Raw genomic sequence first — 12,156 nt, 5'->3', positions numbered from 1 at the left:
ATAGAAAGGAGGTGATCCAGCCGCACCTTCCGATACGGCTACCTTGTTACGACTTCACCCCAATCATCTACCCCACCTTCGGCGGCTGGCTCCCTTGCGGGTTACCCCACCGACTTCGGGTGTTGTAAACTCTCGTGGTGTGACGGGCGGTGTGTACAAGACCCGGGAACGTATTCACCGCGGCATGCTGATCCGCGATTACTAGCAATTCCGACTTCATGCAGGCGAGTTGCAGCCTGCAATCCGAACTGAGACCGGCTTTGCTGGGATTGGCTCCACCTCGCGGCTTCGCTTCCCGTTGTACCGGCCATTGTAGTACGTGTGTAGCCCAGGTCATAAGGGGCATGATGATTTGACGTCATCCCCACCTTCCTCCGGTTTGTCACCGGCAGTCACTCTAGAGTGCCCAGCTCAACCTGCTGGCAACTAAAGTCAAGGGTTGCGCTCGTTGCGGGACTTAACCCAACATCTCACGACACGAGCTGACGACAACCATGCACCACCTGTCTCAACTTTCCCCGAAGGGCACCTGATGCATCTCTGCTTCGTTAGTTGGATGTCAAGACCTGGTAAGGTTCTTCGCGTTGCTTCGAATTAAACCACATACTCCACTGCTTGTGCGGGTCCCCGTCAATTCCTTTGAGTTTCAGTCTTGCGACCGTACTCCCCAGGCGGAGTGCTTACTGTGTTAACTTCGGCACCAAGGGTATCGAAACCCCTAACACCTAGCACTCATCGTTTACGGCGTGGACTACCAGGGTATCTAATCCTGTTTGCTCCCCACGCTTTCGCGCCTCAGCGTCAGTTACAGCCCAGAAAGTCGCCTTCGCCACTGGTGTTCCTCCACATATCTACGCATTTCACCGCTACACGTGGAATTCCACTTTCCTCTTCTGTACTCAAGTCACCCAGTTTCCAGTGCGACCTCAGGTTGAGCCCAAGGTTTAAACACCAGACTTAAATAACCGCCTGCGCGCGCTTTACGCCCAATAATTCCGGACAACGCTTGCCCCCTACGTATTACCGCGGCTGCTGGCACGTAGTTAGCCGGGGCTTTCTTCTCAGGTACCGTCACTCCGGCAGCAGTTACTCTACCGGACGTTCTTCCCTGGCAACAGAGCTTTACGATCCGAAAACCTTCATCACTCACGCGGCATTGCTCCGTCAGGCTTGCGCCCATTGCGGAAGATTCCCTACTGCTGCCTCCCGTAGGAGTCTGGGCCGTGTCTCAGTCCCAGTGTGGCCGTTCACCCTCTCAGGTCGGCTACGCATCGTCGCCTTGGTGGGCCGTTACCCCACCAACTAGCTAATGCGCCGCAGGCCCATCCCCAAGCAGCAGATTGCTCCGCCTTTCATTCTCTCCTCAGGAGAAAAAAGAAATTATCCGGTATTAGCTACCGTTTCCGGTAGTTATCCCAGGCTTGAGGGCAGGTTGCCTACGTGTTACTCACCCGTCCGCCGCTAAATCTGAAAGGAAGCAAGCTTCCTCTCAAACTCCGCTCGACTTGCATGTATTAGGCATGCCGCCAGCGTTCGTCCTGAGCCAGGATCAAACTCTCCAATTAGGACGCTTACGAAGTAAGCGTCACCTGCAATCTCTTCGGTCCAGCTCAGCTGAGCGGACGAAGAGATTGCAGTATAGAAAGAGCGATTGCTCATTTTGAAACTGACGATTCATTGAATGAATCTTGTAAAAATTAAAGCGTTCCATTTGTTCAGTTTTCAAAGAACTTGCTCCCGGCATTTCAACGTTATGTCTCTTGCACAGGAATTAGATCATATCATTTTATTACGTTTGTTGTCAACTTATTTTTCTTCCGCCGCTCAATTCAGCGTCGATGTCTCATAAGCACAAGAGATAATATATCACGCGTCCCAAACGTTTGCAAGTCTTTTTTTACAATAGGATTAAGCACTGCTTTTTTTGAGTTAATAATGAATAGTTGACCGCTCACCTGCACAAATTGATTCCCATAATACTTCATTTGTCGCTACAATAGAATTTATCTTCATATCCAAAGATAACTAACTTATTAGCTGTTCCTGAAAGGAGTTCAAATGTCCAACAAGACCCTGTCTCAAGCTCCGCCCGGCCCTCTGGGGGAATCACGCAATCTGCAGCAGGCTACCATCTACCGTATTCTGCTCGCTGTCAGCTTTGTTCATTTATTCAACGATTCCATTCAGGCTTTGATTCCGGCGATGTTCCCTGTACTAAAAGATAACCTGGTGCTCTCCTATGCACAAATCGGCTGGATTGCGTTCGCGCTGAACCTCACCTCTTCGGTGATACAGCCTATTATCGGCTTCGCCGCTGACCGTAAGCCGCGTCCGATCCTGCTGCCGCTGGGGATGTGCTGCACCTTTGCCGGAGTGTTCCTGCTAGCTTTTGCCGGTAATTATGTATTAGTGATTGTGTCCGTAATGCTTGTGGGCTTCGGATCAGCTGCGTTCCATCCGGAAGGCATGCGCGTGGCTCATATGGCTGCCGGTCAGCGCAAGGGGCTGTCGCAATCCATATTTCAGGTGGGCGGCAACGCCGGCCAAGCCCTGGGTCCTCTATTAATGAAGTGGGTATTCATTCCCTTCGGGCAGATGGGTGCTCTAGGCTTCACTGTTATCGCCGCTGGCGGAGTAGCCATCCAGGCCTATGTGGCCCGCTGGTACCGTGAGATGCTGGATGCCGGATATACCTTCCGAAAAAAATCAGTATCCCGTTCCATTGACCCTGCCCGCAGCAGACGTATTCTGATTACAACGGTTATTCTGGTCTTCATCGTATTCGTGAGATCCTGGTACGGCGCCTCCATCGGCGGGTATTATGCCTTCTATTTAATGGACAAATACGGGATGACGCTGGATAAGGCACAGATCTATATCTTCATCTATCTCGCTGCCGGTGCTGTCGGCACTTTCTTCGGGGGCCCGCTTGCCGACCGCTTCGGCCGCCGGAATCTCATCCTGGTGTCGATGATCGGAACGGTGCCGTTTGCGCTGGCCCTGCCTTTTGTGAACCAGTTCTGGGCGGCTGTGCTGCTGATCATCTCCGGGTTCATTCTATTATCCAGCTTCTCCGTCACTGTGATCTACGCGCAGATGCTGTATCCGGGCAATATCGGCACGGTCTCCGGTCTGATTACCGGCCTTGCCTTCGGGCTTGGCGGAATTGGTTCTGTTGTGATCGGGCATCTGATCGACACAATTGGAATCGCCACCGTGTTCGTGGCCTGCGGCTTCCTGCCGCTGCTCGGCCTATTGGCTCTGCTGCTGCCCGGTGACAAGAAGCTGGAGGAATGGGCGGCGGAATAAGCAAATCTATTCATAGCATGGAGAGAACCTTGGAGAACATAGCAGCTGCAAGCCCGCTGCCGGCAGTCATGTAGTTGTCGGGATCAGAGCGGTCGAAACCCATCCATACTGCCGCTGTCCATCTAGGGGTATAGCCTACAAACCATAAGTCCCGGTTGGCCTTGCCGGGGACTCCCGGCAGGTCCAGCTGCGTGGTTCCTGTCTTACCGGCCACCGTAACGTTCATTTGCGCCCGTTTGCCCGTCCCTTCATTCACCGCCTGACGGAGCATCGCTGTCATATCCGCTGCGGTACGTACCGAAATGGCCTGCTGCGGCGCAGCGACATGTGAATACACCACCTGATTCTGCGAATTCCTGATACTACGCACCAGATACGCCTTGTTAAGAATGCCTCCATTTGCAAAGACGGTGTAGGCTTGAGCCATCGTGAGCGGAGAAACCCCGCTATGCAGACCTCCAAGGGCAATAGCCAGATGGTTGTCTTCTGCAGCGAGTTCCATTCCCAGCCTGGCTGCAAACCCACGGGCATAGCTGACCCCCACCTGCTTCAACAGCCATACCGCTGGGGCATTAATGGACTGCTGCAGGGCAACCCTCATGCTCACCTGCCCACGATATACACCGTTCAGATTAGCCGGACTGTAGCTGCCATAGGTTGTTTTAATATCAGGCAGGAGACTGTCCGGCGTATATTTCCCGCTCTCCAGCGCCGGTCCATAATCTATAATGGGCTTGAGCGTGGAGCCTGGCTGCCGGGAAGGAGTTACGGCTCTGTTCAGACCGCCTGTACGCGGGCTTCGCCCTCCCAACAGTGCGGCCACTTCACCGGTCCGCTGGTCCATGATGACCATGGCTGCTTCTGCTCTCTGGTTTTTGCCATCCGGCGGAAATGCCTCTTCCTGTGAGAAGGCCCGCTCCATAGCCCGCTGCGCCTCAATATTCATGCCCGTCACCAGCGTATAACCGCCTGTGCTTAGCTCCTTTTGCGATAATCCTGTCTGCCGTATCGCTTCCTGAATTGCCGCATCCATATAGGACGCCCCGACAATCTCAGTCTTATCCTTAACCGGAGGTACGTAGGTGCTCTTCATTGCTGCCGTCATCTGCTCGGTTGTTATCAGCTTGTGCTGCTGCATAATCCGCAGGACCAAATCCCGTCTGCCTGCTGACAATTCAATGTTGTCTGCCGGGTTATAGATGGAAGGCCCTTTGGGAATAGCCGCCAGCGTTGCGATCTGCCCGATCTCCAAATGCTTCAGATCAGTTATACCAAAATAACGCTCCGCTGCAGATTTCACCCCATATTGCCCTTGTCCCATATAAATTTGGTTGAGATACAACTGCAGAATCTCATCCTTCGATAACTGCTTCTCCAGGGCCAACGCTATCGAGGCTTCGTTCAGCTTACGCAGCAGATTCTGCCCCCGGTTCAGATACAATCCTCTTGCCAGCTGTTGGGTGATGCTGCTTCCACCCTCAGATACCCCCATTCGTACGGTATTGTTAACTAATGCACGGGCTATTCCCTGGTAGTCCAGACCTTTATGGCTGTAAAAACGGCGGTCCTCAACAGCAATGAAAGTATCTATGAGCAGCTGCGGCATTTCCCCTAGTCCTGTTTTGATTCGATAGCCCGTTTCAGGCAGCGGTATTCTCCGCAACACTGTTCCGTCAGAGGCCCTAATGACGCTTGATTCCGGTAGAATCATTTTCTCCGGATAACGGTCCAGCATCAGCTTTCCATACTGACTCATATAAATAATTCCTGCTAGCATGAGAATGGCAAGGATGACTGTCAGATCAAAAACGGTATAGCAAATACGTAGCAGGAATCTCCGTCCTGTTCCCATATTCATACCTGCCGACTCCAATTCTCCAGAAGCTTTTCCAGTCCCAACGCCTCGTGCTTAGCCATCACCAGATGCTGCAGAACTGCACCGGGGAGAATACAGACCTCTTCCTCTGACTCCGCCACTGTCTGTTCCAGCGTGCTGATCAACGCCCGTGTCCGCAAAATAAGCGTTATGAACTCTTGTGCATCCGGCTCCGGCATTTGTATTTGCGGTACAGGGGCCGCTGCTGGCCGCAATCCGGCCTGATGAATCCGGCGCAGACTAGCGGCCAGCCGTCTGAATTCCCCACCCGATTGCACCTCAAGGTCCATAAGCTCACAGGAGCCGTGAACCGCCAGTTGTTCTGCAGCGCGCAGCAGCGCGGTGGTATCGTTGGCTGCTTTTTGTGAACGGAGCAGGAACAGCCCTGCACATAGAGCGGTGAACATCATGACAGCCGCCGGTCTTGCGCCGATATGATTGATAATCCAATGCACGAAACGGACAAACAGCGCAGCCGATTCCGGCGTATACCAGGAGTAGAGCATAGTAAAAATCCCCCGCATAAGCAGCAACAGCCCTGCACTAAGCAGAACGCTACCGCAGAATATGTAGAGGTAAAGTGTGCGGATCGTGTGTATTTTTGACATCATCCAATTTCTCCTGCCTCCCCGGGTCTCATCCCATAGCCCAAGGATATCGGCTAAATCTTAAGAAACACCCTTGCCACTTCTTAAGAAATACTGAAGATTGTCAGGAGGATACCGGAAATCGGGTAACAAAGTCAGTCCGGGATCTGGTGCTGTGAGCCGTAATCTCCCCATGGTGCCTTTCCACAATTCCCTTGGCAATCGCCAGACCCAATCCCGATCCCCCGGTAATCTGCGATCTGGAGCGCTCCGCCCGGTAGAACCGCTCAAAAATATGTGGAAGATCCCCCTCCGCAATCATCTCGCCGAAATTGCTGATCCGCACAACTGCATCGTTACCTTCACAGCTGAGACCAATCTCAAGCCGTTTCCCGTCCTTCCCGTACCGGATCGCATTGGCAATCAGATTCTCATACGCACGCACCAGTTCATAAGGAGCCGCTTCAATCCACAGCGATTCGGTATTATCCTGCAGTTCGTAAGTCATGCCCGCATGGTTCAGTGCCGGAACCGATTCCTCCGCAAGCTGGCGCATAAATGCCTTGAGATCGAGCCGTTCCAGCACTAACGGCAGTCTGCTGCTGTTAACCCGCGTGTATTCAAACAAGTCGTCAATCAGCTTGCGCAGCACCAATGACTTCTGATAGGCAATCCCTACATAGTAACGAATCTCCGTCTCTTCCCGGCAGCGGTCCTGCTCAATATACTCTAAAAAACCAAGCACCGAGGTCAGCGGGGTGCGGAGATCATGCGATACACCGGTAATCAGCTCGTTTTTGGACTCGACCGCCTTGCGTTCTTCCAGCAGCGAATGCTGTAGCCGCTCAGACATAATGTTGATGTTCTCCGCAAGTACCCCCAATTCGTCTGATGTACGAACCTCAATCCGGTGCGATTCATCAAGCTTCGTGATCTGCTGGATCCCGCTGGTGATCTCTTCGAGGTATGAGACGATTCTACGCGTATAGATGAAGAAGAAGATCAGGAAGCTGGCAATCCCGACGGCAGTCATCAGCGGCGCTGAACCGATATGGTTGATGATCCATTTCAGAGTACGCGAGTACAGTGCGGAGGGCTGCGCCGGCTGCAGATAAATCAAGGAATGAACCAGCCGATAGCCCGCCAAAAGCAGTGCTCCCCCCGACAACATACTCAGCACAAAGGCCCAGATAAACTTCCAGCGGATGGTGCTTATATATTTGTTCTTCACTATGGTTCACCTCAGCTTTCAGGATGGATGATCCAGTTTGTAGCCAATGCCCCATACGGTCTGCACATAACGGGGCTGCTTGGCGTCCAGCTCGATTTTGTCGCGGATATTACGGACATGCACCATCACGGTGTTACCTCCATCCAGAAAAGGCTCGTTCCACACCTTCAGATAAATCTGCTCCATACTGAGCACCTGTCCCTGATGCCGCGCCAGAAGTTCCAGGATAGAAAACTCGCGGGGTGTCAGCTTCACCTTGCGATTGTCCACACTTACCTCATGCCGAAGTGTATCTATCAGCAAATCTTCAAAGATCAGTTCATGCTCATTCGTTCTGGCAGAAGTATCCCGATTCAATTTATGGTAACGGCGCAGCTGCGATTTGGCCCGCGCCACCAGCTCCAGCGGATTAAACGGCTTGCCCACATAATCGTCTGCACCGATGCTGAGTCCAAGGATTTTGTCCATATCGGCATTCTTGGCGGAGAGCATAATAATCGGCATGTTGCGTTCTTCACGAATCTTCATGCAGGCGGCAATCCCATCCATGTGTGGCATCATCACATCGAGTATAATGAGATCCACCTCTTCCTTGCCAAGGCATTCGAGCGCCTCCCTTCCGTCAAAAGCCTTGAGCAGCCGGTACCCCTCATTGCGAAAATAAATATCCAGCAGTTCCACAATCTCCACTTCATCATCCACCAGCAGAATCGTTTCTTGGTTCACGGGCATTTGATCCTTTCCTTAGCTCTTTCCATCAGTCTATAAGAAAAAGTTGAGCGAAGGCAACCCTGCGGTCGGGCTTGATCAGGATAATATTATTCAGCGGTGTTTTTTTGCGGTACAATTAGTTAAAACTTAAATTAATATGATGTTGGACACTTATTCATCAACGGGAGGGACTACAGGTGAAAAAAATATTGACCGGCATCCGGAAAGGATACGGAAAGAAGCTCGTCTCGATTCACTTGTGGAATGCCTGGCTGGTCTTCATTCTTGCCCTTAGCGGTCTGATGCTGGTGGGCGGCTTCTGGAGAGAGCTGCTGGGTGAAGGCAGAGTGTGGCTGAAATGGGGCCATATCGTGTTCGGTCTGGCGCTGTTGATCCCTGTGGTCTATTATCTGCTCCTGGCGGCGAAGCACTGGAAGCGGCTGAAGGGTAAACCTGCGCAAAAAGCCAACGTCCTCTTCGTGCTGACGCTTTTGATCGGCTGGCTGATCTCAGGGGTTGTGCTCTGGCAGTTCAGGCTTGCCGGGCCAAGAGCAGCGAATACTGCGTTATTCATTCATGATCTGCTGACTTGGATCGGCCTGCCCGTAATTATCTATCACTCCATTACCCGGGTGAAGTGGCTGAAGGAGCCCAAGAAGCGCACGATTGTGGCTGAAGCTGCACCTGTAAAAGAGACCTCTTCTCCCGCAGGACGGACGCGGCGCGCGGCTCCTTCTGAAGCCCAGCCTATGTATTCACGCCGCGGGTTCATTAAGGTTGCGGTAGGCGCAGGGCTTGCTGTCACGCTCGGCCCTACTTTTGTCCGCTGGATCGGTAAATCCCTGCAGTTTCCGGGTACAGCCGATTATGCGGCAACCAATGCCAATGCATTGATTCCTGACCCTATTCCGCTGGCGGAATCTGCACCTCCTATCGGCGGGGGAGCCGAGGGCAGCTTTCGCGTATATACGGTCACGGCCATTCCCGCGTTCGACAACTCCAACTGGTCTTTTACTATTGATGGCCTGGTGGATAAGAAGCTGAGCTGGAACTGGGAAGAGTTCGTCAAGCTGCAGCGCGAGGTGCAGGTCAGTGATTTTCACTGCGTGACAGGCTGGTCTGTGTACAAAAATACATGGGAGGGCCTCCCCCTCTCGAAGCTGCTCGATATGGCCGGTGTGCAGCCTGGGGCCGTCATGGTCAAGTTCTACTCGGGAGACGGTGTCTATACGGACTCACTCACTCTGGATCAGGCGAGGATGGACGATATCATGGTGGCTGTGATGCACGATGGCAAACCTATCCCCAATCAGCTCGGCGGGCCGGTTCGTCTCGTTACTCCGCAAATGTATGCCTATAAATCAGTCAAATGGCTGAACCGCATTGAGTTAATCAATGAGGATTATGTCGGGTACTGGGAACAGCGGGGGTACGATAAGGATGCCTGGCTGCCGGGTGCGAAGCGGGTATAATGTAGCATCTAACTTCTATGTTAAATTTAAAAAACCTCCTTTCCCAATTAGGGATTTGGAGGTTTTTTGTTCTTGCTCAATGGATCACAGGCTTTTGAAGGAAGCGTCGTACAGGCGGAACATGGTTTTGTAGCCGGACTCGTCAATCTTGATTCCAACATCCAGGCGCCCGGATATTTCCAGCGGACCTGAGGTGTAGCGGAGCTTACTGCCTTCAGGAACAAACACGATCATAATCTTGTTCCAGTAGGTCTCATCCCCATTATCGAACGGACACTCAGCACCCGGTTCGGGAATAAGCAGGAACCAGTTTTTCTCAAAAGAAAGGACCTCACCCATGAATCCCTTAATGGTGACCTGCTGTCCGCTGAGATCCCAGAAGTGCTCTGAGGGCCGGGTCTGATCGTCTCCGTCAAAAAAACCGTTCCAGTCTATAGTCTTATTCCCTGTGGAGGCAGCAACCACTGTAGCCGCTGCTGCCGCAGACGGTGACGGTGACATGCTCAATGCCGGAGTAGATCCAGCCTTGACGGGTTCTGCTTCAGCACTGCTCCCTCCAGTACCCTTACGCGCTGCCGCTGGGCGGGGGCTTGTTTCAGAAGCAGAGACGGCTGGACTCGGGGTAGTAGTTACAGTCTTCCCTGAGGGCTTCAGGGTAGCCGTCTCAACAGGTGCAGCAGCAGCAGGCGATGGAGACGGCTTGAACGTAACCGTCACCTCGGGTCCGGCATCCGTACCCTTGGATGGAACAGCAGACGCAGCAGCTCCGCGCTTGGCAACTGGAGCAGTGGCCTGCGGGAAAGGGGATGCAGATGTCTGTGCTTCCACCGGGACTTCCTCAGTGCTCTGTGGAGCTTCCGCCACCGCTGCAAAGGACTCTCCGTTCCCATTAGTAGCAGCATTCTCAGCATTCTGGCCACACGCCTGAAGCAGCAGCATACCTGTCACAGCTCCTGACAGCAGAAGCATTCTTCCTTGTAGTCGTATCAATTGAACGTACCTCCTATGATTTGAACAAGGCAAGCGGATGCATCCGGTACATCCGGAAGGCCGGTCCAAGCGAGGACAGCAGCCCTATAGCCAGCGCCCCAAGCACAATAAGCCAATGCTCCGGTGTCCAGTGGTAGGGCTCGATTTGAATGCCAGCCTGCGAGAAGAGCATGTCCCTCAGCAGATAGGCACCTAGATGACCGGTCACAAGCCCCGCGATGAGTCCGGTTACTGTTACCAGCAGGCCTTCTGTGGTCAAAGACAGCCATACATAGGCCCGTGATTTTCCGAGAAGACGCAGTATTCCGACATCCTTGGTCCGCTCCGAGGCTGCTGCAACAAGAGATAATAGAATCGCAATACCTGCGAGCAGCACACATATGACGGTCAGCATCCCAAGCAGCCGGGAGCCCTGGTCCACTGCATTCAGCACATCGGACACAGCCTTGCTGGTATACGCCGCCTGAACCCCGCTGCTGCCATCGAACGCCTGCTTCAAATCATGGGCCCCTAGCAGACTAGCCGGCTTAACCAGCACCGCCGTAATCTCCCGCTCCTCGGGCGCCAGCCCGTGTACAGCCCAGGCATAGTCCACCGTTGTAAAGACTGCACGGTCATCTGGAGTATGGAGTTCCGGAAGAATACCTGCTACCCTGTAGCGAAAATCCTCATGGGCATGCCCGCCTGACTCTCCGGCCCCATGTTCCTCCTCCTGACCCTCCTCGTGCTCAGCCGCTGCGGATTCGTGGTCTTCTCCCTGCACAAGTCCATGCGCCCCCGCAAAGGTATCGCCTACCTTCAGTCCCAGGGACCGGGCGATATACGATCCAACAATCGTATCACCAGTATGGGTATACATCTTGCCTTCCTGTAGCCTGCTGCCGCCGTAGCGGGTGAAGAAGTAACCGGAATCTATCCCGACAATCGGATAGCCCTTGTAGTTATCGCCCGTGGTCATCGCAAAGGCGGCTTCCACAGACGGGTCCCGCCGTGCCTCATCCAGAACAGCGAGCGGGATATTCCCGGTTGGCGCTCCGATATGATAAAAAGTATTGAGCACCAGCTGTGTCTCACTGCCCGCTGCTCCTATGACAAGATCAAAGGGGCCATAGCCTTTCTTGGCCCCCTGCTCAACACTCTGACGGGATAGAACAAGTAGGACAATAAAGGCCACTGTAATTGCCACGGCACACACGGTAAGTAGAGACAGGAACCGCCGGTGCAGCACATTGCGGAGGGTGAGCCGGAACAAGCTCATAATGAAATCCCCTCCCTGCCTATCCCGCTGAACGAAGAGCGCTGCCTGGCTAATACCTCCCGGCGTACTTCATTGATATCCTGAATGTTCAAGCGGTGCGGAAACCGTTCGGCCATATTGAGGTCATGGGTTACCACGATTAAGGTGTGCCCATGAGCCGCGCTAAGCTCCAAGAGCAGCGAGGATATCTCATCGGCAGTCTCCCAGTCCAAGCTGCCTGTCGGTTCATCTGCCAGCAGAAGCGGCGGGTGATTAACCATAGCCCTTACAATGGCAACACGCTGCTGCTGCCCGCGTGAGAGCTGGGAAGGCAGATGCCTTCCGCGGCCTCCCAGACCCACCTGCTCCAGCCAGCCGTCCACTATGCGCCGTCTCTCCTTTTGCGGAAGCCGGGCCGTCATGGCAATCTCCACATTCTGCCGCGCGGTCAGCGAAGGAATCAGATGGAAGTCTTGCAGCACATAGCCGATAGCAGAAGCCCGGAAAGCATCACGCTTCGCCTCAGTTAACTCGTGAAGCGGCTGTCCATCTACTGTAATTCTGCCGCTGTCTGTACGCATGATGCCGCTGATCAGATGCAAAAGCGTGCTTTTACCGGACCCGCTGGGTCCGGTAATGGCTACACGCTCTCCCTTTTCAACCTTCCAAAGGGGGATATCAAGAATTGGCACAGCTCTGCCATCCACTCTGAATTGTTTGGTCAAATTCTGAATCTGGAGCAA

General features: G+C 53.5%; 9 protein-coding genes and 1 rRNA gene. 2 read left to right on the top strand and 8 right to left on the bottom strand.

What is annotated here, in order from left to right; translation table 11 throughout:
• Positions 1–4 precede the first annotated feature (4 nt).
• A 16S ribosomal RNA gene (locus MKX42_RS04295) occupies positions 5–1,565 on the bottom strand.
• 493 nt (positions 1,566–2,058) lie between these two features.
• On the opposite strand from MKX42_RS04295, the gene MKX42_RS04290 reads away from it, so the two are divergent.
• On the top strand, positions 2,059–3,309 hold the full coding sequence (locus MKX42_RS04290; protein ID WP_340751486.1) for an MFS transporter: 1,251 nt from the start codon (positions 2,059–2,061) through the stop codon (positions 3,307–3,309).
• Positions 3,310–3,319: 10 nt separating this feature from the next.
• Here the strand turns inward: MKX42_RS04290 and MKX42_RS04285 are convergent, their stop codons facing one another.
• The 4 genes from MKX42_RS04285 to MKX42_RS04270 all read right to left on the bottom strand — a co-directional run bounded on the left by MKX42_RS04285 (position 3,320) and on the right by MKX42_RS04270 (position 7,729).
• A complete protein-coding gene (locus MKX42_RS04285) occupies positions 3,320–5,065 on the bottom strand; it encodes a transglycosylase domain-containing protein (protein WP_340751485.1) in 1,746 nt (581 codons plus the stop codon).
• Between the two features lie 98 nt (positions 5,066–5,163).
• Complete coding sequence (locus MKX42_RS04280; RefSeq protein WP_340751484.1) at positions 5,164–5,796, bottom strand: hypothetical protein; 633 nt, start codon at positions 5,794–5,796, stop codon at positions 5,164–5,166.
• A 100-nt stretch (positions 5,797–5,896) separates the two neighbouring features.
• Positions 5,897–7,003, bottom strand: a complete 1,107-nt coding sequence (locus MKX42_RS04275; protein WP_340751483.1) for a sensor histidine kinase — start codon at positions 7,001–7,003, stop codon at positions 5,897–5,899.
• Positions 7,004–7,021: 18 nt separating this feature from the next.
• Positions 7,022–7,729: a response regulator transcription factor gene (locus MKX42_RS04270; protein WP_036694776.1), complete on the bottom strand. Its 708-nt coding sequence runs from the start codon at positions 7,727–7,729 to the stop codon at positions 7,022–7,024.
• 182 nt (positions 7,730–7,911) lie between these two features.
• On the opposite strand from MKX42_RS04270, the gene MKX42_RS04265 reads away from it, so the two are divergent.
• Positions 7,912–9,186, top strand: a complete 1,275-nt coding sequence (locus MKX42_RS04265) for a molybdopterin-dependent oxidoreductase (protein ID WP_340751482.1) — start codon at positions 7,912–7,914, stop codon at positions 9,184–9,186.
• 84 nt (positions 9,187–9,270) lie between these two features.
• Here MKX42_RS04265 and MKX42_RS04260 read toward each other — a convergent pair whose 3' ends face one another.
• Genes MKX42_RS04260 through MKX42_RS04250 form a run of 3 tightly spaced genes read right to left on the bottom strand, consistent with a single transcriptional unit; the run spans position 9,271 to position 12,156 of the window.
• Positions 9,271–10,176 carry a hypothetical protein gene (locus MKX42_RS04260; RefSeq protein WP_340751481.1) on the bottom strand — a complete coding sequence of 302 codons (906 nt, stop codon included), beginning with the start codon at positions 10,174–10,176 and terminating at the stop codon, positions 9,271–9,273.
• A 13-nt stretch (positions 10,177–10,189) separates the two neighbouring features.
• On the bottom strand, positions 10,190–11,434 hold the full coding sequence (locus MKX42_RS04255; RefSeq protein WP_340751480.1) for an ABC transporter permease: 1,245 nt from the start codon (positions 11,432–11,434) through the stop codon (positions 10,190–10,192).
• Positions 11,431–12,156: an ABC transporter ATP-binding protein gene (locus tag MKX42_RS04250; RefSeq protein WP_340751479.1), complete on the bottom strand. Its 726-nt coding sequence runs from the start codon at positions 12,154–12,156 to the stop codon at positions 11,431–11,433. The genes MKX42_RS04255 and MKX42_RS04250 overlap by 4 nt, the downstream gene beginning before the upstream one ends.

Source organism: Paenibacillus sp. FSL R7-0204, assembly GCF_038002225.1.
GTDB lineage: Bacteria > Bacillota > Bacilli > Paenibacillales > Paenibacillaceae > Paenibacillus_AQ.
Note: the sequence above shows the minus strand (reverse complement) of the source record. Positions and strands in the feature narration are given on the sequence as shown.

Bases quoted from the DNA above. Each gene is read 5' to 3' on its own strand.
- MKX42_RS04290 (WP_340751486.1), top strand. From the start codon at position 2,059: ATGTCCAACAAGACCCTGTCTCAAGCTCCGCCCGGCCCTCTGGGGGAA.
- MKX42_RS04285 (WP_340751485.1), bottom strand. From the start codon at position 5,065: ATGAGTCAGTATGGAAAGCTGATGCTGGACCGTTATCCGGAGAAAATG.
- MKX42_RS04280 (WP_340751484.1), bottom strand. From the start codon at position 5,796: ATGATGTCAAAAATACACACGATCCGCACACTTTACCTCTACATATTC.
- MKX42_RS04255 (WP_340751480.1), bottom strand. From the start codon at position 11,434: ATGAGCTTGTTCCGGCTCACCCTCCGCAATGTGCTGCACCGGCGGTTC.